Consider the following 19,777-nt stretch of genomic DNA (forward strand, 5'->3'; position numbering starts at 1 on the left):
TGAAACGTTTGAATGTGAGGTCAACGACGAAAGGCTTTGATTAAACCTTCGGCCAGGTCGAGGATACACACGACGATGATCGTGAACAAAATACTCCATACACCCCAGAGACTGATTGTTTCGATGTCGATATTCGTTTGTTCAGCAATCAAAGAGAGCGCTTCGGTCGAAATTAGATCAGGTTGCAGTAAAATGAGTGCCGTGACGACAATCCATACGATATTAAAGAGGGTGTTCCATAAGGCGAGCGGCTTCGTCCAGTGTCGAACGATCCATTTGTAAATGGCGATCGCGATGCCGAAAGCGGCCAAAGCGATGATGAGCGGTAAGAATCGATCCAAGACAGACGAATTGAGTAGCGGATAGGATTCGCCATCCGCGACGACGCGAATCAACTGCTCGGCATTGACGTACAATACGACCATCAAAACGGTGGCGACAACATCAAACAGGTTAGAACCAAAAGAGATTGAGGTCGAACGAGGTTTCACTTTTTTCAGTTGCTCAGGTTTCCAACTCGAGAAGGGGACTTCGCCCTCAGGTACAGCCCGTTCGATGATGAAGAACGTGAGGGTAATCCAGAATAGTGTTTGAACGACAACATTGAAGATGGCAGCCCCGGTTTGAAGGAATGCTTGAATCAAGAATTGACTCCAAGACGTGTCGTCAATCGGGTTGGTCAAATAACCGATGATGGAGAGAATTGTGATGACCGTGATGGCGATCGGTAAGACAATCTTGATGATGTTCACGTACTGTGTGAAGAAAGCTGGTCCGATGAGATGGAGGGGACGATTCGCATAACGAGCAGCGAGAACATGAGGGTCGCCGAGTTCGCGCAACGCTTCAAATAAGGCAGTTTCAGACGGGTCATTTCCAGTCATGTCATCGATGGTCGATTCCAATTCAAGGGCGACATCTTGCCGCATCGATTCAGGGATTCGAGAAGTGACTTCATCGATATACACATCACGAAGATTCATGATCATTTCCTCCTTCAATGAGACGGGTCAACGTTTTCGACATCTTCATCCATTCTTCGTACAATTCATTCAAAATAGCCATTCCATCGGGGCTGAGCACATAGTACTTTCGAGGTCGACTCTCCGTCGTATCCCAGGAGCTTGTGACGAGTCCTTGTTTTTCCAGTCGACGTAAGAGCGGGTAGAGCGTGCTTTGATCAATGTTGATCTCGGTATCAAGTAATGCTTGGACGAGTGAGTAACCATACTGTGGTGTCTTCAACTGACTGAGCACCGCAATCGTCAACGTACCACGACGCAATTCCGTCACCAACGAGGCTTTGACATCGGACATTTTTTCGCCTCCTTCATTCGTTCATCTTTATACTGTATATCATACACTATAACTCTTCATACATCAATGTAGTTAATTATCTAAAAAACAAATTGAGTCTTTTCCTGATTCTGGGATAATGAAGGGGAGGTGATGTTCATGAAATGGTGGTGGATGGTTAGCGGCGTGGTGATCGCCAGTTTATTGACGATCAATGCACAATGGTATGGGAATGCAGGGACGTTCGGGGTGCCGATTGGATGGATGATCACGCTATTGGTCATGACTCATTTTCGAAAGCCGACATCAACTCGATGGGCTGTGGCGTTTGGGGTGATTAGCGTAAGTATTGGAATCGTGTTATCTGTACCGAGTTATTCAGTAGCGGAAGCACAAGAGACGCTGAATAAAACGTACAATGACGTGACGTACATGGAAAGCGTACCGACGACCGGGGGAGAATGGAATCCATTCACGCCTCGAGTGGGCTATCGGTTTGAGACGGGGAGCGGAGACTCGGTCTTGTTCATCCCGGACTCCGGGAAAACATTTGAACTGTAAAAAAGACTCGCTCTCATGATAGAGGGCGAGTCTTCTTATTAGTTGCGAATCATGTAGTCGAAGGCGCCGAGTGCGGCTGTCGCACCAGAACCCATCGAGATGATGATTTGTTTGTAGGCGCTGTTCGTGCAGTCTCCCGCTGCGAACACACCTGGGACGTTCGTCGCGCCATGACGGTCGACAACGATTTCCCCGAAGTTGTTGCGTTCGACCGAGTCGAGCCAGTCCGTGTTCGGGACGAGACCGATTTGGACGAAGACGCCTTCGAGTTCGACATGGTGTGACTCGTTCGTTTCACGAGACACATACGAGATGCCGTTCACTTTGTCCGTACCCGTGATTTCTGTCGTCTGAGCGTTCGTGATGACAGTCACGTTCGGGAGGCTGTGGAGACGGTCTTGAAGCACTTGGTCGGCCTTGAGTTCAGGAGCGAACTCGAGGACTGTTACATGCTTGACGATTCCTGCGAGGTCGATAGCCGCTTCGATTCCGGAGTTACCGCCACCAATGACCGCGACACGTTTTCCTTCGAAGAGAGGACCGTCACAGTGCGGGCAGTAAGCGACCCCTTTGTTTTTGAACTCCGCCTCACCTGGTACGTTGACGTTACGCCAGCGTGCACCGGTTGAGAGGATGACACTCTTACTCTTCAAGACAGCACCGTTCTCGAGTTCGATCTCGACGAGGTCATTTTTCTCAAGACGCTTCGCGCGTTGGAGGTTCATGACGTCGATCCCGTACTCTTTGACGTGCTCTTCTAGACTTGCGACAAGCTTTGGACCTTCTGTATAAGCGGTACCGATGAAGTTCTCGATGCCCATCGTGTCCATCACTTGGCCACCGAAGCGCTCCGCGATGATTCCGGTACGGATTCCTTTACGAGCCGCGTATACGGCCGCACTTGCACCAGCTGGACCGCCACCGACGACGAGGACGTCGTACGGGTCTTTGTCCGAGAACGCAGACGCGTCAGGACCTGTACCGAGTTTCGCTAAGATCTCTTCGAGTGACATCCGACCGTTACCGAACGATTCTCCGTTCAAGAAGACCGTCGGGACAGCCATGATCTCTTTCGCTTCCACTTCATCCTTGAACGCGGCTCCATCGATCATCGTGTGGGTGATGTTCGGGTTGAGGACGCTCATGACGTTTAGCGCTTGCACGACGTCAGGACAGTTGTGGCAGCTGAGGCTGATGTATGACTCGAAGTGATACGTGCCTTCGATATTTTGGATCTGTTTGATTGTGTCCGCATCGACTTTCGGTGCACGCCCACTCACTTGGAGGAGGGCGAGGACGAGTGATGTGAACTCATGTCCGAGTGGAATCCCCGCGAAGACGATTCCTGTTTCTTCAGACGGACGGTTCACGCTGAAGCTCGGTGTACGCTCGAGTGTCGCACGTTCGACTGAGATGCGTGATGACATGCTGGCGAGTTCGTTGACGAGCTCGAGCATCTCGTTTGAGACTTTGTCTTCCCCAGCGCTCACACGGAGGACGACATCGCCCTCCATGAGCTGGAGATATTGGTCGAGCTGTTGTTTAATCGCTGCTTCTAACATGCAATCGCTCCTTACAATTTACCGACGAGGTCAAGGCTTGGGCGGAGTGTTTCAGAACCCTCTTCCCATTTCGCTGGGCAGACTTCGCCTGGGTTGTTGCGTACGTATTGTGCTGCTTTGACTTTGTTGACGAGCGTGCTCGCGTCACGGCCGATGCCGCCAGCGTTGATCTCGACAGTTTGGATGACGCCGTCTGGGTCGATGATGAACGTACCACGGTCTGCGAGGCCGTCTTCTTCGTTCAAGACATCGAAGTTGCGTGAGATGACGTGTGATGGGTCACCGATCATGATGTACTCGATTTTTCCGATTTTCTCAGATGTTTCGTGCCAAGCTTTATGTGTGAAGTGTGTGTCTGTTGAGACAGAGTAAACTTCTACACCGAGGTTTTTAAGTGTAGCGTACTCGTTTTGAAGGTCTTCGAGTTCAGTTGGGCAGACGAATGTGAAGTCAGCTGGGTAGAAGCAGACAACGCTCCATTTACCTTTGAGGTCGTTCTCTGTAACTTCGAGGAATTCACCTGTTTGGAATGCTTGTGCTTTGAATGGTAGTACTTCTTTGCCGATTAATGACATGGGTTATGTCCTCCTTGTTTTTTACTCTAGCGTTTCTATCTCGACTAGAATAATTATAATGTAATACTAACTTCATATAACGAGCTAGAATTGTCAAGGCGTTTGCATGCTTTGAAAGTATAAGGCATATCAATAGATTGTCTGAATTTGGCTTAACGAAAGTAAAGAAAACGATTACATATCAATTGGTATTTTTCTCTCGATTTTCTTATTTCGATAAATAAACATGTTTAATAGAGGTGCTAATATTTCGGAAAGGGTTCTGCATTTTCTCGTCGAAAATTAGACGATTATCAATTACATCAATAAAATAACCTTAATCACAAGTAGCGATTAAGGTTGAAGAATTTTCTGTATAATCTTTTCTCGATACAAGGCACGATCTTTACTTTTCCGAAGTCGAGCATGACAGTTAGGGCAAGTAGCTATTACTTGTTCAGGGAGAGCCAATCCTTCATCGGATTCTTTATATAATGAGTAAAGTTCTAAATATGGCCCTTGTTCAGTATCAAATGGTGCGGCTTGACCGCATGCTTCACAGTGATTGTTTGCTCTCGCAAGTACGTAATAGTATAAGGCAGCTGTCTGTTCCCTCACTTGACACTTTCGAATCGACATACTTAATCCAGTCGCACGCTTAGGGTCACGATTAGCAATTTGTTCGAGCTCCTCAATTGACTTGTATCTCATAGTTGTTGCATATTCGTGAGATTCTTCCTGTACGACGTGGAGCGGTTCGAAAGCAAAAACGATGACTTCTCGCTGATTCTGATGCTTGTCGATTCCAAATTGAATATCATAACCAATCAAAACAAGTTGATCTACGAAGCGATAATTTCCTTTTCCAAGAGACTCAAATAAGTAAACGTCCTCACCATTTTCGATGTGGTGGAGAAGCGCTTTATTTCCGAAAGAGAAGGTTTGATTTCCTTCTTGTCCTTCGCCGCTATAATAGAACAAACCATCTTCTTCGCTCCAGCCATTCTTATAACCAAATTCTTGATCCATCCCACTATCGAAAATAAAAATAAGTTTATGCTTGTTAGGTGTACTGATTCCTCGTTGACGGCTTCCACCATATTGATCATGAATAAAGGAACGTCTATACACTTTATTTTTTTCGAACAGCATAAAGCACCTCATTTCCAGGTTTTTCTTTTAAATAAAGTGTAGCATGCTTTATTGCTAAAAACGAAAAAGACAGAGGATGTCCTCTGTCTTCACAAGTCACTCCGCCATCAACGCACACACCGCATTCGAATACGCTACCGGATCTTCAATCGGTAACCCTTCAATGAGAAGGGCTTGTTGATATAAGAGGTCTGTATATTGTTTCGCTTTCGCTTCATCTTCTTTATACACTCGTTGGAGTGTCTGGAAGATGGCATGCTCAGCGTTCACTTCGAGCACTTTCTCCGCTTTCATGCCGCCACCATTTGGCATCGCGTTCAAAATCTTCTCCATTTCAATCGAGACGTCACCTGCGACCGTCAAGCAGACCGGATGTGACTTGAGGCGTGTCGAGGCACGCACTTCTTTGACGCGGTCTCCTAGCTCTTCTTTCATGAAAGCAAACAGGTCTTGGTTGTCTTCGTTGAGCGACTTCGCTTCCGCGTCATCGAGACCGAGGTCGCCGCTCGCAATCGACTTGAACTCTTTGTCGTCATACGACTGAAACATCTTGATTGCGAACTCGTCGATTTCTTCTGTGAAGTAGAGGATTTCATATCCTTCCTCTTTCAAGCGCTCTGCTTGTGGTAAGAGATCGATGCGATGGATTGATTCGCCTGTCGCATAATAGATGTATTTCTGATCTTCTTTCATCCGCTCGACGTACTCTTTGAGCGAGACGAGTTTCTTCTCATGAGAAGAATGGAACAGAATCAAGTCTTTTAATTCGTCTTTGGCTGCGCCGAACTGGTCGTACACGCCGAACTTCAATTGGCGACCGAACGACTCGTAGAACTTCTCGTAGTCCTCGCGCTCGTTTTGGAGCATCTTCTCGAGCATCCCTTTGATTTTGGACTTCACGTTCTTCGCAATCACGCGAAGCTGACGGTCTTGCTGCAACATTTCACGGGAAATGTTGAGGGAGAGGTCTTCTGAGTCGACCATCCCTTTTACGAAACCGAAATAGTCCGGCAAGAGGTCGGGTGATTTCTCCATAATCAACACGCCATTCGAGTAGAGCTCGAGCCCTTTCTCGAATTCTTTCGTGTAATAGTCGAACGGAACCGTTGACGGGATGTAGAGGATCGATTGATAACGAATCGTCCCGTCGACGTTCAAGTGAAGGTGCTTGAGCGGCTCATCAAAGCCGTAGCGCTTCTCATGATAGAACGCTTTGTAATCTTCGTCAGTCAACTCGCTCTTACGCTTCCGCCAAATCGGCACCATGCTGTTGACGGTCTCTTCTTCCTTGTAGTCCTCATACTCTTCTGAGCCCTCTTTTTGACGATGTTTCGTCACATCGAGTTTGATAGGGTAACGGATGAAGTCCGAATGTTTCTTGATGAGCGAACGAATTTCATACTCTTCAAGGAATGACGAGTACGCGTCATCTTCTGTGTCTGCTTTCAAGTGGAGCGTGATTTCTGTACCGATGTCCGCCTTGTCTGTCGGTTCGATTGAATAGCCGTCTGTGCCTTCTGACTCCCATACGTATCCTTGATCACTGTCAATCGAGCGAGTCCGTACCGTCACACGGTCAGCGACCATGAACGCGGAATAGAATCCGACCCCGAATTGACCAATGAGGCTATGGTCTTCTTCCATCTTCGTTGCCTGTTTCATGGCGAGTGAACCGCTCTTTGCGATGATTCCGAGGTTCGTTTCAAGTTCTTCTTCTGTCATCCCGATGCCCGTGTCGCGAATCGTAATCGTCCGTGCCTCTTTATCGAGTTCGATTTTGACGAAGTAATCGTCTTTATTGAACTCGATGCTCTCGTCGGAGAGGGCGCGATAATACATCTTGTCGATCGCGTCACTTGCATTCGAGATGAGCTCGCGCAAGAAGATGTCCTTATGTGTATAAATTGAGTGGACCATCAACTCTAAAATTCGTTTCGATTCCGTTTGAAACTGTTTCTTTGTCATGATCGGTCTCCCTTTTTGTCTGTATTTTGGCACTCTGGTATAAAGAGTGCTAACACTATTGATTATCCTAAAAATTAGGAAGATGTCAACCGGATTTGAAGAAAAGATTGACGAGGACGTACGTTTCGCCTATAGTTGAGTACATGCGATGAGCTGGTCTATGTAAGACGGCGGACATTCCCTTGAGGAGCACGTTGTGGAGCGTGGTCCGTCGCGGTAGACTTTCGAGAGCACCTCTAGTGAGAGGTGCTCATTTTTTGTATACGGGGGTAGAATGATGAACTTACATACGATTCACCACGTCGCAATCATTGCGTCGGATTACGATCAAGCCAAGCAGTTTTATGTCGAGGCACTCGGATTCGAAGTGATTCGAGAACACTACCGCCCGGAGAAACAGGATCACAAAATCGACTTACGCCTTGGTACATACGAGCTCGAGCTGTTCATCAAACCGAACAGTCCCGAGCGTCCAAATTTCCCAGAGGCGCGCGGTCTTCGACACTTGGCGTTTAAAGTCGACGACATCGAGTCCGTCGTTGCCGAATTGAATGGACATGGAATTGCGACAGAACCGATTCGTCGTGATGATTTTACAGGAGAGAAGATGACTTTCTTCTTCGACCCGGATGGACTACCGTTAGAACTGCACGAATGAATCCCATCTTCATTCTTTAAACGTTATACTAGATATAGATAAAGAAGTTTGGGGGTATAGGATATGCCGACCATGAAAGATGTTGCGCTTCGGGCAAATGTTGGTGTGGGGACTGTTTCTCGATACATCAATCAGCCAGATTCTTTGAAAGAAAGTACACGATTAAAAGTCGAACGAGCGATTCAAGAATTGCGGTATGAACCGAACGAAGCGGCACGAAATTTTAAAAAGCGACAGTCTCAATCGATTGCATTAATCATTCCAACAGTATGGCATCCGTTCTATTCTGAATTTGCCTATCATGTGGAGCGAGAATTATTTCGTCGTCAATTTAAATTAATTTTATGTAACTCTCGTAATGAAGCCGAGCGAGAAATCGAGTACATTGATATGCTGAAGAAAAACCAAATCGATGGCATCATTGCAATCACATACAGTGAAGAAATTGATTCTTACGTGACGAGCAGTTTGCCGATTGTCAGTATCGATCGACATTTCCAGGAAGACGTCGTATATGTATCAAGTGATCACTTGCAGGGCGGCCGGATTGCAGGCGAACAACTGGTCAAACGCGGATGTCGCTCGATTGCATATGTTGGAAGTAAATCGAAAATCGAAAACGAATCGATGTTGAGAAAAGTCGGATTCGAACAATACGCATCTGAACATGCGATTTCATATGAAATTGTGGAAATGAATGAGCCGATTACAGACAAACATCATGTCATAAGAGACTTTCTTCAACAGAACGATTCAGTCGATGGGCTGTTTTGCATGAATGATGCATGGGCCATCGCTGCACTTGAAGTCTGTAACGAGTTGAAAAAAGAGGTACCACGTGATTTACAGATTATCGGTTTTGACGGAACTCGCAAGAGTATGGAAGATCGTCTAACACATTCTACAATTAGGCAATCGATTGAAACGTTGGCTTTGACCGCGGTCGATGCGTTGTTGATGCAAGTGAATCAAATGGAAACGAATAGAAAATATATCATTCCTGTTGAATTCTTCGAAGGGAATACAACAAAGCTATTGACATCTGAATGAAAGCGGTTTATTTTTGATTTAACGGATCCGCTTTCTTTTTTTAGAACGAAAATGGAAACGTTTCAATTTTAATTAATTTTGGAAACGTTTCAATTCAAACAATAGCTTTCTGACAGGAGGATATTCACATGAGTAAGAATGTCGAAATGGTGTCATCGAAAGTATTAGATGCCTTAGGGGGCAGAGATAACATTCAGTCAATGACACATTGTGCTACGAGATTGCGAGTGGTTGTAAAAGATCAGAATCTAGTCGACCAGAAAAAATTAGAAGATATTGATGGTGTGAGTGGCTACTTTTATCAATCCGGTCAACATCAAGTTATTTTAGGGACAGGGTTCGTTAATAAGGTATATCAACATCTGTTAGAGAGTGGTGTCGATGAAGGAAATCATAAAGAGGCGGCGAACGAAAAGCTGTCGAAGCCTCAGCGTCTTGTAAAGTCGCTAGCAGATATTTTTATTCCAATCATTCCAGTCCTTATTGCTACAGGACTATTGATGGGGTTACGGGGACTCATCGTAGATGGATTTGGAGTTGAATTGTCTCCAGAATTGTTAACGCTTTCTCAAGTGTTGACGGATACGGCATTCATCTTTATTCCTGTCCTCGTCACATGGTCAGCCATGAAGAACTTTGGTGGTACTCCAGTCATTGGGGTCGTACTCGGTTTAATGTTGGTAGCACCACAATTACCAGATAAATGGGCTGTCGCTTTCGGCGAGGCACAGCCGTTAGTAGTTTCTATCTTTGGTCTTGATTTATCAATTACAGGCATGCAAAGCTCCATTCTGCCAGCCGTGTTTATCGGATGGTTAGCCGCTCGCTTGGAGCGAACATTTAGAAAGATTGTTCCGAACGTGCTGGATCTCATTTTAACGCCTTTCTTAACACTGTTGACATCGTTAGTGCTAGGACTCGTCTTAGTTGGTCCATTTATTTTGTTAATCGAGAACATGCTAACGGACGCTATCATGTATTTCTTTGAATTACCGTTTGGAATTGGTGGTGTCATTTATGGAGGATTGATTCAATTCTTGGCAGTCACAGGCATGCACCATACTATCGTACCTGTAACGGTTAAAATGGTAGCTGAAACGGGTTATGACATCATTAATCCGATTGGAACTGCTGCCATTGCTGGACAAGCTGGTGCAGCCTTGGCAATCGTGATGTCCATCAAAGATAAAGTGAAACGATCAACGATGTTCAGTTCTGTCATCCCAGCTTTCTTCGGTATTACAGAACCCGTTATGTTCGCCATTAACTTACCAAAAGGTTCTCCATTCTTGTTCGGTTGCATCGGTGGTGCAGTTGGTGGTGGACTCGCATCAGTTTTAGGGTTAGCAGCGGCAGGGACAGGATCGACCATGATTCCGGGTATGCTTCTTTACATCGGAGACGGTCTCTTACTCTATGTTCTTGTGATCATGGTCGCATTACTCACTTCGTTCACGATTACAAAATTGGCATATAGAGAGAAAGAATCGAAAACAGAAAAACAGGTCGCGTAAGTGATTGATGAGAGAGGGAGGAAACTCCTTCTTTCACATTGTACGAAAAGGAGAGTTTACCCATGGTTATTGATTTTTCAGATAGAGCAAATCGTTTCATCGCGTTAGATGAAATCGAGGACACATATATTTCGGATATTCAGCAGAAAGCGCAGTTAGATCCTTACTATCCATCCTTTCATATTGCGCCGCCACATGGATTATTGAATGATCCAAATGGACTGGTATATCACAATGGAAAACATCATATTTTCTATCAATGGTTTCCGTTAGGTCCCGTCCATGGATTGAAACATTGGTATCATGTGTCTACTGAGGATTTCGTAAATTATCTGAACCATGGAGTAGCGTTAACGCCTGACATGCCATACGATCAACATGGTTGTTTTTCAGGCGGTGCCATTTCTAAAAATGATGAGCTTCATCTGTATTACACGGGTAACGTTAAAAATAGTGAAGGTGAGTTTGTACAATACCAGTGTTTAGCGAAACAAGATACGAATGGCATCATTTATAAAAAAGGACCATTGATTGAACCTGATTTGACACTAACGACCTATAATTTTAGAGACCCCGTTCCGTATCAAAAAAATGGGCAGACTTATCTACTGGTAGGTGCGGAAAGTGTGAATCACGAGGGAATGATTCTGTTGTATAGGCAGGAAGATGAAAAAGCGTCTTTTGTTGGTCCTATACAACTTAACGTACAAAAGTTCGGATATATGTGGGAATGTCCATCTTATTTTGAACTTGATGAGAAAGGTGTCTTCATTTTTTCACCACAGGGAGCATACTCCGAAGATCCTTACGAGTTTCAAAATGTGTTTTCCGTTGTTTATCTGATTGGGGAGCCGCTAACATTTGAATCCGGTCAATTCAAACATCAACCTTATATCGAAATGGATAAAGGTTTTGATTTCTATGCACCGCAAGTCTATCAAGATGATTTAGGGAGACAAATTATGTTTGGATGGCTGGGAAACTCTAAAAGTACGTACCCAACTGATCGAAACATGTGGGCGCACATGTTAACAATTCCTCGTGAATTGACAGTGCGTGGGAATCGATTGCTACAGACACCACTTTCTGAATTAAAAGCACTTCGACAGCAATCATACTCATTCATGCCATCAATGGATATGGTCCAAAAGTCATTTGAATTAGAGGGTACGTTACAACAGACATTTCGCTTCATGATTGCGAATCAGCAAGGAGAGGCGATTGAATTCTATTCTGATGGAGAAACCTATACGTTAAATCGATCGGGTATGTCTGAGTTGTATGCAACAGACTACGGAACAGTGCGCAAAGCGACACGCCTTACAGAGATGAAGCAAACGTTCAGAGTGTTTGTGGATGCCTCAAGTATCGAAATTTTTGTGGATGAGGGAGCGACGGTATTTACGAGTAGGTTCTTTTTAACTGGGGATTGGAAAATGGAAGTCGACGGAATCATAGGGATGGTTCATGAGCTCTCTCCAATTCAGAAATCAAAGTAAATGAGTGACCCCTTCACAAGGAAGGGGTTTTCTTATGCCCGAATGGATGCGAGCAACACCTCTTTTAATGCGTTGATTTGCACAGCCGGTTCGATATCGTCCTCTAAATAACTGATGTGCGACTTCAACACGATATTGTTGCCGAACGTCCCGAATGCATTGATGATCGTAACAATTGTCACTTTCACATCGATATCTGGTCGGAACGAGCCATCACGCTTTCCGTCTTCGATCAACGGTTCAAGCGTCTGCATGATTCGTCGTTGTACGTCAATGTATGTCTCGATGTCGGGAAGAGGCGTGGCGACGAACGATGCATAGCTCTCGAACGCCTCACGAAAACGGGCGTGGTCCGTCCGCTCCAACTGCATCTCGAAAAAGTGGTTCAAGATGATCTCGAGCCGTTCATAGGCGTTGCCTTCCTCATTCACAAACTGTTCAAATCGCTCGAGTGTCGGCTGTAGATTTTTGACGGCCGCTGCGACGATCAATTGGTCTTTCTTCGGAAAATAGCGAAACAGTGTCGCTACCCCAATCCCTGCCGCATCCGCAATGTCCTGCATTTGAACTTTCTCAAAGCCATTCTCTAAAAATAAGTGTTCGGCCTCTTGGATAATCAGCCGGATTCGTTCTTCTTTGTTTTGTTGTCGTTTACTCAATTCCATCACCTCATTGTCTGTCATAAGTATATCGTCTTCGAGCAGTTTCGTTGAGATTAATGTCACATCCAATTATCATTATGATAGTTAGACTATCATAATTTAACGAATGGAGCTGGGACAATGCGTTTAGTGGGGAAAGTAGCGGTCATCACAGGGGCAGGAAGCGGTATGGGAGAGTCGACGGCACGTCTATTCGCCAAAGAAGGAGCGACGGTCGTCGCAACAGATATCAATGAACAAGGGGTACAAAGCGTAGTCGAGTCGATTCGTGCACAAGGTGGGGAAGCCATCGCGGTGAAGCATGACGTGACCTCACGTTCAAGTTGGGAAGACGTGTTTGCAGAAGTGGAAGCGACGTGTGGAAAATTGGATATCCTCATCAATAATGCCGGAATCGCACTCGCGAAACCGTTCTTGGAACAGACAGAAGAGGACTGGGCGCGCACGTATCGCATCAACATCGATGGGGTCATGTTAGGGACGCAGTATGCGATTCCGCTCATGACAGAGAATGGCGGAGGATCAATCGTCAACATCTCCTCCATCTCAGCACTGACAGGTATGGCAGGTGCCGGGGCATACACGGCCTCAAAAGGTGCTGTCCGTTCTCTCACAAAAGCAGCGGCCGTCGATTACGGGAAGCAAAATATTCGGGTCAACTCGGTGCATCCGGGGTATATTGTGACACCGATGAGTGCGCCGCATATGGAACATCCGGACTATAAGCAGCACTTCTTGAATCAAATCGCTTTGCCGAATCTCGGACAAGCGGATGAGGTGGCAGCAGCCGTCCTATTCCTCGCGTCAGACGAAGCGAATCATATTAGCGGAATCGAACTTCCGGTAGACGGTGGCGTGACGGCGAAATAAAACTAGGGTCTCTATGGAGGCCCTAGTTTTTGATTACTCTAAGATTCCGACTAACTCCATCACGAGTAGCATGACTAGACCTGAGCTGAGCACAGCGGCAAAAAAGACGAGCACAGCATACTCTTTCTGCTTCAGAATAGCCCACCATCCTGTCACAAACGCTCCGAGCCCGAGGACGGAGAATGTGGTCATATAGCTGAGTCGAAGCATGTTTGCAGTATTGTCGCTCCAAAGCGTCGAGTGGAAGATTGTATCAAATTGATTGAGCAGGAGAAACGGCACATACATGGCAAGAAACAAGGCAATCAGGATTATAGACCACTTGCCGACCGAGGTGTGTGGAAAGATTGCACCATTCATGACGAATCACCTCTTTTCGTTTGAAAATCATCTGTACCATTCATATTCCCGTTTTGAGTAAAAAATTTAAATGATTCATCAAATTGACATGATATAGTCGAAACGAAAGCGTGGGGATGAGGATGGTAGAACAGTTCAAAATGATTCGAATATGGGAAGACGATTTCGCAATCGAAGTGATGATGACACTAAAAGGAAAGTGGTGCGAGGTTACCGTGAACGAGTATGTCACAGCATCCGATATCAACGCCTTCATCTCTTCGTTACGAGCGTTCAATGAACGGAATGGGAAGTCTCCGGAGATGTGGATACTCAACCTTCCACTCGTCCGTCTCTCCTTGACGTTCGCGCTTGCGAATGCAAGAGGGGTTGTTCAAGTCAGCGCCGCAATCGAGCAAAATAAAGGTGATGGCGGAGATATGAAGGCGACGTTCTCGTTCGAGACGACGATGGGACAGATGGATGATTTGCAGCGACAACTGTCGGCATTCTTAGGACACGAAACCGATTCGGTCGAATCGCTTCGCCCAGAATAAGTGGTCTAATTAAAACGAAAAGGCGGGTTAGGAGAGTGAAAACTCAATTCGAGATGGAACGGATTTGGATGGATGAGACTGAGCTGTTCTATCAGGTTAGGCTTCAGCTCCATGCATCCGTCTGTTCGAGCAATCAAGATGTATATATACAGGACGAGACGTTACAAGAACTGATTGACTCAATCGATGGATTCAATAACATATGGGGAAAGAATCCCGTGATTTGGGAGTTGTTGGACTCAGATTTGGACTTGGATGCGGATGACCAAAAAATCAGCCTCACGTTCACATTGATTGATCGGACAGGCACGATTCAAGTCGACGTCTTCATCCATGACGAGTGGCCACACGATTCGTTCGATCACTTCCATGCGACTTTCAAGTTCAGAACGACAATGGGCCAGCTCGATGACTTGAGCGCTCAACTCAAACGTTTCATTCGCCGTGAGACCGATCACTTCGACCAGAATAAAAAACAAGCCTAGACGCGCGTCTAGGCTTGTTTTAGTACCATTCTTTCGGCTCGTAATTCAATTCGCGGAACAACTGCTCGCGCTCTTTTTTCGAAAGGTCGCGCCATTGTCCAGGCGGGAGTTTTCCGAGCGTGATGTTCATGACACGCACGCGTTGGAGGCGGAATACTTCGTATCCGAGTGCCTCACACATCCGACGGATTTGACGGTTGAGTCCTTGTGTGAGGGTGATGTTGAAGTCGAATTTCGAGAGCGGACGAACTTTACACGGAAGCGTCTTCTGCCCGAGGATTTTGACGCCGGCTTCCATCTGTTCGACGAACTCTGGTGTGATCGGCTTATCGACCGAGACGATGTATTCTTTCTCATGCTCGCCTTCTGCGCGAAGGATTTCGTTGACGATATCGCCGTCGTTTGTCATGAGGATGAGACCTTCCGAGTCTTTATCGAGACGACCGATGTTAAAGATGCGGAGCGGGTGGTTGACCATGTCGACCAAGTTTCCTTTTACTTTCTTCTCTGTCGTACTCGTGATCCCGACAGGCTTATGAACGGCGATATACACGTTGTTTCGTGCGACACGTGCGACCGAACCGTTGACGAGGACTTCATCCCCCGGTTTGACCTGGTCGCCGATTTTTGCTTTTTTCCCATTGATGGTGACGCGTCCCTCTTCGACGAGACGATCGGCTTGGCGACGGGATGCCTTGCCTGATTCACTGATGAATTTATTGATGCGCATTTGTACACGTCCTTTATTTGGCTTCGTCCTATCACTATAACGCATTTTATGAACTCTCGAAAGCGGGAAACGAACGGGAGAGGAGGGATGACATGGAGGCAGTACAATTGTTACAAGATGCAATCCGATTTCAAGCAACGTTATGTGAGACATCGTTTGGTCAAGAACTGATTTCGGAGGCATCGCCTGTCCTTTGGTACGGTCGTCCTCGTGCGAATCAATGGCTGACTATTGGGACGAACCCGTCACGCGGCGAGTTTTTACATCGAGACGGGACACCGAGAATGGGGCAACACCAAAAGTTCTATTGGCGGAACGCGCTCTCGTTTGAAGATTACCTCGGAAATGAAGAGGCGCTGCAAGAAACGATAGAACGAGCATCGTCTTATTTCGAATCGGGTCGCGCGACAACGAGCTGGTTCGGGAAACCGGGTGGCGCCAAACTTGAGGCGCTGTTGAACGGGATGGGGCGTTCGTTCTATGATCATACGGCAGCTGTCATCCACGTTGATTTTTTCAAGTTTGCGACATATGAACAGATGGGAAAGATGAGGACCGGGCGCCACTGGATGGAACATCCGACCTCAATCGAATTGTTGGAGCGCACGATTACAACCATCAACCCAACCCGATTGATCGTGCTCGGACGGGATAACTGTCGTGCCTTGAACGGTTTTTCAACAATCGGAAGACTGTCTGCATATCCCGCCGTCACCTATGAAATCGGACGCCATGAATCGGGCATCCCGATGATTGGACTTCATATGAAGCCGTCTGAAGTGTTCGTCGGGCTCGGGAATGGTCATGATTCAAACGGGCTGCATTACGGGTCATATGCCAAGCGCGAACATCTGTTACGAATCGGACAAGCGCTTGAAACGATTATGGACGAGTGGCTGGCGGATGGACGCGCGTGATACTTCCCCAGAAATTGAATTCATTGAAGTCGATGTAGCGCTCGTCTTTTGAACGGTTGTCGAGCACGGCCAACAAGATGACGTCCGGGAACCCTCGTTTTTCAAACTGTAAATAACCGATTCCCGTGACGGAATGGTTTTTATAAAATCCGTTCGCCATATTCAACACAAACGGGTGACCTGCTTTCAACTCACGCTCGAACGTCGACCATTTCCATAGATAGCGGGAACTTCCTCGACCTTCATATCCATAACGCTTCCACAGTTTCGTAATGATGGTGGCGATTTGAGTCGGAGGTGTCCCTTTCTCATCTTTGAAATGATGCATGAAGGCGATCTCGCGCACATCTTCTTGAATTTGTGTCACATCATCTGGGATATTCGTATACCCATGGTCTCGATAGAAACGAAAGATCGCGGTGATGGACGTCAACGTACAGTTGTTCTTTCCGTTTTCGAACTGGCGTTGGAGTAAGACGGGCACGCCTTCAATCTGTACAGAGCGCTTTAATGTCCAGCGTCCGTGATAACGATCGTTTACATAAGCTTCCGGGGCGATGATTCCAGCATAGCCGTTGTTCGCGACCTCGAGTTGTCCTGCAAATGGGTGCTCCATCTTGATCTCCCTCCTTTTCTTTTAGTATACAAAGGACGCCCCATCTCATAAAAGAGAAAGGGCGTCGTTTTCGTTAAAAGACAAGATGTGCGATTCCAACAATGATCGGAAGCGTGATGAATGTGCGTAACAAGAAGATCAAGACGAGGTCGAGGAATGAAATCGGTAGTTTTGAACCGAGCAGTAAGCCCCCGACTTCAGACATGTAGATAAGTTGAGTGACGGACAGTGTGGCGATGACGAAACGCGTCAACTCGCTCTCAATGCCACTTCCGAGGACGGCCGGTAAGAACATATCTGCGAAACCGACGACCATCGTCTGAGCAGCCTCCGAAGCCTCGGGTACTTGCAGGAGCATCAGGATTGGTTCGAACGGCTTTCCGATAATGGTAAAGAACGGCGTATATTCTGCGATGACGACCGCAATCGTCCCGACCGCCATGACGACAGGGAGAACACCGATCCACATGTCGAGGACATTCTTGAAGCCGTCTTTGAGTGTCTCTAGGAAACTTTTGCTCGAACGTGACTTTTGTAGCGCTTGTATCAATGCCCACTTCCCAAGTGAAACGTTCGACGGCACGTCTTCTTCTGGTTTGAGCTCTGTCTTCTCATAGGCCGTATCTGCTTTTTTAGATAGTGGATAAATTCGCGGCATGATGAGCGCTGCGACCAAGCCAGATAAGACGATCGCTCCGTAGTACGGTAGGAAGTATTGATCGAGTTCGACGTATTGTAAGACGACGATAGTAAACGTGATGGAGACGACGGAGAAGGTCGTCGCAATGATCGATGCTTCCCGTTTCGTGTAATAGCCTTCCTCATACTGTTTTGTCGTCAGTAGAATCCCAATCGTCGCATCCCCGACCCATGAAGCGAGCGAGTCGAGTGAGGCGCGCCCTGGCAAGCGGAAGAGTGGGCGCATGATTTTCATCAAGAACGTCCCGACGAACTCGAGAAGTCCAAAGTTCAAGAGGAGCGGTAACAACATACCTGCAAAAAAGAATGTCGCAAATAAGATTGGAATCAAATCAAAGAGCAACAAGCCCCCAGTAAATTCTGACGTAATCATCTCTGGTCCGAGTGTGAGTAGCGTCATGACACCGGCGACAAAACCGATGATGCGCATGACGAACCAAAACGGTGTCACGCTAAAGAGTGCGTTGATGGACGGTCGTTCCGCCATAAAAGCTGGACGTACTGTAAATAACAACAAGGACCCGACAATTGAAACACCCATCATGATGACAGCGAGTGTCGGGACGAACTCGCCAATCCACTCAATCAATAGATTGGACAAGAAGGCAACCGGAATCGTAAAGCCTTCTTCTGATGAGATTGGTACGATGAAAAACATGATGCCGATGAGCGATGGAATCAAGAACTTAAAAAAGTCTCGACTCGAAAAAGAAGTTTTCTTTCCGTCTGGTGTTGATGAACCATTCATGATGCATTCCCCATTTCCCCGAAGTGTTTGTGCTGTCTATGTATCCCCATTACACATCCAGCCCTAATTAAAACGTATTTCTTTATTAGTATAAAAAATATGACCAGGTGCTATCAACCGAATGCGTAAATTTTCTGAAAAATATAAAGCAGACACTAGGCAAATCATTCGTATTCCCTTGAAGCATTTAGTATGATGACGGCGAGTCCAACAAATTCAAGATATTTAGAAACTTCATTATAGAGATAGGAGAATGCATCATGAGATTGAGTGTGTTAGACCAGGCGCCGGTCACGTCGGGTCATACAGGCGAGCATGCGCTGAACAGCGCGGTCGAGCTCGCACAAGTCGCAGAGGAGTTGGGATATTACCGCATGTGGATGGCGGAGCACCATGGCGGCATGTCGTTCGCGAGCTCGGCTCCGGAAGTCATCACGGCCTATCTGGCAGCTAAGACGAACAAGATTCGTCTCGGGTCCGGCGGCATCATGATGATGCACTATTCGCCATTGAAGATGGCGGAAGTGTTCAAGACGCTCAGCGCCCTTGCGCCAGGACGCATCGACTTCGGTGTCGGACGCGCACCAGGCGGGGACGCGAACGCCATCTATGCGATGTCACAAGGGCAGAAGCCGATGATGGACGGTCTATACGAGAAGCTCGATACGACGCTTCAATTAATTAAAGATGAAGCACCTGAAGAGAGATGGTATAAGAACACACCGGCCGCCCCGACAGGCGTCACGCTTCCGGAAGCGTGGTTACTTGGGTCGAGCGGAAACAGTGCCGTGCAAGCCGGTCGGATGGGACTCGGCTATTCCTTCGCACAGTTTTTCAATGGTCAATTGAGTGCCGACACGCTTGATACGTATCGCCACCACTTCACCCCGTCTGACTTTATGGAGAAGCCGGACATCAGCGTCACGTATTTGGTCACGACGGCAGAGACGGAGGAAGAGGCCGAATATTTGGCTCGACCGTCTGATTTGTCGCGACTCTTTTTGATGCGCGGACAGTTGAGACAGCTGTTGAGTCCGGAAGCGGCCCATGACTATCCGCTCACGGAAGTCGACAAGATTCATATCGCCAACAACCGGGCGATTCACCTTGTGGGGACGCCAAAACAAATCGCAGAACAGTTGCGAGATGAATCGGAACGCTATGGTTTCGATGAAGCGATGATTTGTAGCATTCAGCATAAACAAGAAGATCGCTTGAACGTCTATCGCCTACTCGCGAACGAGTTGCTTTGATTCGACGAACACCTTCTCAGATTGAGGAGGTGTTTTTGTATGAATGAAAAACGTTTTCCCATTTTTTCAAAGGTTTTCTCCCTAGTCGGA

Annotated in this window: 21 protein-coding genes; 10 read left to right on the forward strand and 11 right to left on the reverse strand. The window is 46.8% G+C overall.

Annotated elements, in window-relative coordinates:
• Window positions 1-20: 20 nt before the first annotated feature.
• Complete coding sequence (locus tag PJK55_RS11025; RefSeq protein ID WP_271305837.1) at window positions 21-983, reverse strand: HAAS signaling domain-containing protein; 963 nt, start codon at window positions 981-983, stop codon at window positions 21-23.
• Window positions 970-1,317 carry a PadR family transcriptional regulator gene (locus tag PJK55_RS11030; protein WP_271305838.1) on the reverse strand — a complete coding sequence of 116 codons (348 nt, stop codon included), beginning with the start codon at window positions 1,315-1,317 and terminating at the stop codon, window positions 970-972. The genes PJK55_RS11025 and PJK55_RS11030 overlap by 14 nt, the downstream gene beginning before the upstream one ends.
• 138 nt (window positions 1,318-1,455) lie before the next feature.
• Between PJK55_RS11030 and PJK55_RS11035 the strand changes: the two genes are divergently transcribed.
• Complete coding sequence (locus PJK55_RS11035; protein ID WP_271305839.1) at window positions 1,456-1,857, forward strand: hypothetical protein; 402 nt, start codon at window positions 1,456-1,458, stop codon at window positions 1,855-1,857.
• 38 nt (window positions 1,858-1,895) lie between these two features.
• Here PJK55_RS11035 and ahpF read toward each other — a convergent pair whose 3' ends face one another.
• The 4 genes from ahpF to htpG all read right to left on the reverse strand — a co-directional run bounded on the left by ahpF (window position 1,896) and on the right by htpG (window position 7,090).
• Window positions 1,896-3,419 (reverse strand): alkyl hydroperoxide reductase subunit F, encoded by a 1,524-nt coding sequence (gene ahpF, locus PJK55_RS11040; protein WP_074036831.1) that lies wholly within the window; start codon window positions 3,417-3,419, stop codon window positions 1,896-1,898.
• Between the two features lie 11 nt (window positions 3,420-3,430).
• Window positions 3,431-3,994 (reverse strand): alkyl hydroperoxide reductase subunit C, encoded by a 564-nt coding sequence (ahpC, locus tag PJK55_RS11045; RefSeq protein ID WP_015880295.1) that lies wholly within the window; start codon window positions 3,992-3,994, stop codon window positions 3,431-3,433.
• A gap of 333 nt (window positions 3,995-4,327) precedes the next feature.
• Window positions 4,328-5,125 (reverse strand): HNH endonuclease, encoded by a 798-nt coding sequence (locus PJK55_RS11050; RefSeq protein WP_271305840.1) that lies wholly within the window; start codon window positions 5,123-5,125, stop codon window positions 4,328-4,330.
• A 96-nt stretch (window positions 5,126-5,221) separates the two neighbouring features.
• Complete coding sequence (gene htpG, locus PJK55_RS11055; protein WP_271305841.1) at window positions 5,222-7,090, reverse strand: molecular chaperone HtpG; 1,869 nt, start codon at window positions 7,088-7,090, stop codon at window positions 5,222-5,224.
• Window positions 7,091-7,367: 277 nt separating this feature from the next.
• On the opposite strand from htpG, the gene gloA2 reads away from it, so the two are divergent.
• The 4 genes from gloA2 to PJK55_RS11075 all read left to right on the forward strand — a co-directional run bounded on the left by gloA2 (window position 7,368) and on the right by PJK55_RS11075 (window position 11,811).
• A complete protein-coding gene (gloA2, locus tag PJK55_RS11060) occupies window positions 7,368-7,748 on the forward strand; it encodes an SMU1112c/YaeR family gloxylase I-like metalloprotein (RefSeq protein WP_333781803.1) in 381 nt (126 codons plus the stop codon).
• 63 nt (window positions 7,749-7,811) lie between these two features.
• The gene (locus PJK55_RS11065; protein ID WP_271305843.1) at window positions 7,812-8,798 is read left to right on the forward strand and encodes a LacI family DNA-binding transcriptional regulator; all 987 of its coding nucleotides are present in this window, start codon (window positions 7,812-7,814) and stop codon (window positions 8,796-8,798) included.
• A gap of 128 nt (window positions 8,799-8,926) precedes the next feature.
• Window positions 8,927-10,312 (forward strand): PTS transporter subunit EIIC, encoded by a 1,386-nt coding sequence (locus PJK55_RS11070; protein WP_214876023.1) that lies wholly within the window; start codon window positions 8,927-8,929, stop codon window positions 10,310-10,312.
• A gap of 62 nt (window positions 10,313-10,374) precedes the next feature.
• The gene (locus tag PJK55_RS11075) at window positions 10,375-11,811 is read left to right on the forward strand and encodes a glycoside hydrolase family 32 protein (protein WP_271305844.1); all 1,437 of its coding nucleotides are present in this window, start codon (window positions 10,375-10,377) and stop codon (window positions 11,809-11,811) included.
• A gap of 32 nt (window positions 11,812-11,843) precedes the next feature.
• On the opposite strand, the gene PJK55_RS11080 is transcribed toward PJK55_RS11075, so the two are convergent.
• Window positions 11,844-12,470 carry a TetR/AcrR family transcriptional regulator gene (locus tag PJK55_RS11080; protein WP_271305845.1) on the reverse strand — a complete coding sequence of 209 codons (627 nt, stop codon included), beginning with the start codon at window positions 12,468-12,470 and terminating at the stop codon, window positions 11,844-11,846.
• 123 nt (window positions 12,471-12,593) lie between these two features.
• Between PJK55_RS11080 and PJK55_RS11085 the strand changes: the two genes are divergently transcribed.
• Window positions 12,594-13,343, forward strand: a complete 750-nt coding sequence (locus PJK55_RS11085; protein ID WP_271305846.1) for an SDR family NAD(P)-dependent oxidoreductase — start codon at window positions 12,594-12,596, stop codon at window positions 13,341-13,343.
• 33 nt (window positions 13,344-13,376) lie between these two features.
• Here PJK55_RS11085 and PJK55_RS11090 read toward each other — a convergent pair whose 3' ends face one another.
• Entirely contained in the window at window positions 13,377-13,703 is a 327-nt protein-coding gene (locus tag PJK55_RS11090; RefSeq protein ID WP_224863094.1) for a hypothetical protein, read from the reverse strand.
• A 122-nt stretch (window positions 13,704-13,825) separates the two neighbouring features.
• On the opposite strand from PJK55_RS11090, the gene PJK55_RS11095 reads away from it, so the two are divergent.
• Both PJK55_RS11095 and PJK55_RS11100 read left to right on the forward strand, forming a co-directional pair.
• A complete protein-coding gene (locus PJK55_RS11095) occupies window positions 13,826-14,239 on the forward strand; it encodes a hypothetical protein (protein WP_271305847.1) in 414 nt (137 codons plus the stop codon).
• A 35-nt stretch (window positions 14,240-14,274) separates the two neighbouring features.
• On the forward strand, window positions 14,275-14,724 hold the full coding sequence (locus tag PJK55_RS11100; RefSeq protein ID WP_271305848.1) for a hypothetical protein: 450 nt from the start codon (window positions 14,275-14,277) through the stop codon (window positions 14,722-14,724).
• Window positions 14,725-14,743: 19 nt separating this feature from the next.
• Here the strand turns inward: PJK55_RS11100 and rluF are convergent, their stop codons facing one another.
• A complete protein-coding gene (rluF, locus tag PJK55_RS11105) occupies window positions 14,744-15,454 on the reverse strand; it encodes a 23S rRNA pseudouridine(2604) synthase RluF (RefSeq protein WP_015880301.1) in 711 nt (236 codons plus the stop codon).
• A 92-nt stretch (window positions 15,455-15,546) separates the two neighbouring features.
• On the opposite strand from rluF, the gene PJK55_RS11110 reads away from it, so the two are divergent.
• On the forward strand, window positions 15,547-16,371 hold the full coding sequence (locus PJK55_RS11110; protein ID WP_271305849.1) for a hypothetical protein: 825 nt from the start codon (window positions 15,547-15,549) through the stop codon (window positions 16,369-16,371).
• Here the strand turns inward: PJK55_RS11110 and PJK55_RS11115 are convergent.
• Window positions 16,337-16,987 carry a C39 family peptidase gene (locus tag PJK55_RS11115; protein WP_271305850.1) on the reverse strand — a complete coding sequence of 217 codons (651 nt, stop codon included), beginning with the start codon at window positions 16,985-16,987 and terminating at the stop codon, window positions 16,337-16,339. The genes PJK55_RS11110 and PJK55_RS11115 overlap by 35 nt on opposite strands.
• A gap of 73 nt (window positions 16,988-17,060) precedes the next feature.
• On the reverse strand, window positions 17,061-18,434 hold the full coding sequence (locus tag PJK55_RS11120; RefSeq protein ID WP_271305851.1) for a YjiH family protein: 1,374 nt from the start codon (window positions 18,432-18,434) through the stop codon (window positions 17,061-17,063).
• Between the two features lie 260 nt (window positions 18,435-18,694).
• Here PJK55_RS11120 and PJK55_RS11125 point away from each other — a divergent pair, with 260 nt between their 5' ends.
• On the forward strand, window positions 18,695-19,687 hold the full coding sequence (locus tag PJK55_RS11125; protein WP_214778607.1) for an LLM class flavin-dependent oxidoreductase: 993 nt from the start codon (window positions 18,695-18,697) through the stop codon (window positions 19,685-19,687).
• The last annotated feature ends 90 nt before the right edge of the window (window positions 19,688-19,777 follow it).

The sequence above is a fragment of the Exiguobacterium sp. MMG028 genome (assembly GCF_027947425.1).
In the GTDB taxonomy this organism is placed as follows: domain Bacteria; phylum Bacillota; class Bacilli; order Exiguobacteriales; family Exiguobacteriaceae; genus Exiguobacterium; species Exiguobacterium aestuarii_A.

Bases quoted from the DNA above. Each gene is read 5' to 3' on its own strand.
- PJK55_RS11025 (WP_271305837.1), bottom strand. From the start codon at position 983: ATGAATCTTCGTGATGTGTATATCGATGAAGTCACTTCTCGAATCCCT.
- PJK55_RS11030 (WP_271305838.1), bottom strand. From the start codon at position 1,317: ATGTCCGATGTCAAAGCCTCGTTGGTGACGGAATTGCGTCGTGGTACG.
- PJK55_RS11035 (WP_271305839.1), top strand. From the start codon at position 1,456: ATGAAATGGTGGTGGATGGTTAGCGGCGTGGTGATCGCCAGTTTATTG.
- ahpF (WP_074036831.1), bottom strand. From the start codon at position 3,419: ATGTTAGAAGCAGCGATTAAACAACAGCTCGACCAATATCTCCAGCTC.
- ahpC (WP_015880295.1), bottom strand. From the start codon at position 3,994: ATGTCATTAATCGGCAAAGAAGTACTACCATTCAAAGCACAAGCATTC.
- PJK55_RS11050 (WP_271305840.1), bottom strand. From the start codon at position 5,125: ATGCTGTTCGAAAAAAATAAAGTGTATAGACGTTCCTTTATTCATGAT.
- htpG (WP_271305841.1), bottom strand. From the start codon at position 7,090: ATGACAAAGAAACAGTTTCAAACGGAATCGAAACGAATTTTAGAGTTG.
- gloA2 (WP_333781803.1), top strand. From the start codon at position 7,368: ATGAACTTACATACGATTCACCACGTCGCAATCATTGCGTCGGATTAC.
- PJK55_RS11065 (WP_271305843.1), top strand. From the start codon at position 7,812: ATGCCGACCATGAAAGATGTTGCGCTTCGGGCAAATGTTGGTGTGGGG.
- PJK55_RS11070 (WP_214876023.1), top strand. From the start codon at position 8,927: ATGAGTAAGAATGTCGAAATGGTGTCATCGAAAGTATTAGATGCCTTA.
- PJK55_RS11075 (WP_271305844.1), top strand. From the start codon at position 10,375: ATGGTTATTGATTTTTCAGATAGAGCAAATCGTTTCATCGCGTTAGAT.
- PJK55_RS11085 (WP_271305846.1), top strand. From the start codon at position 12,594: ATGCGTTTAGTGGGGAAAGTAGCGGTCATCACAGGGGCAGGAAGCGGT.
- PJK55_RS11090 (WP_224863094.1), bottom strand. From the start codon at position 13,703: ATGAATGGTGCAATCTTTCCACACACCTCGGTCGGCAAGTGGTCTATA.
- PJK55_RS11095 (WP_271305847.1), top strand. From the start codon at position 13,826: ATGGTAGAACAGTTCAAAATGATTCGAATATGGGAAGACGATTTCGCA.
- rluF (WP_015880301.1), bottom strand. From the start codon at position 15,454: ATGCGCATCAATAAATTCATCAGTGAATCAGGCAAGGCATCCCGTCGC.
- PJK55_RS11110 (WP_271305849.1), top strand. From the start codon at position 15,547: ATGGAGGCAGTACAATTGTTACAAGATGCAATCCGATTTCAAGCAACG.
- PJK55_RS11115 (WP_271305850.1), bottom strand. From the start codon at position 16,987: ATGGAGCACCCATTTGCAGGACAACTCGAGGTCGCGAACAACGGCTAT.
- PJK55_RS11120 (WP_271305851.1), bottom strand. From the start codon at position 18,434: ATGAATGGTTCATCAACACCAGACGGAAAGAAAACTTCTTTTTCGAGT.
- PJK55_RS11125 (WP_214778607.1), top strand. From the start codon at position 18,695: ATGAGATTGAGTGTGTTAGACCAGGCGCCGGTCACGTCGGGTCATACA.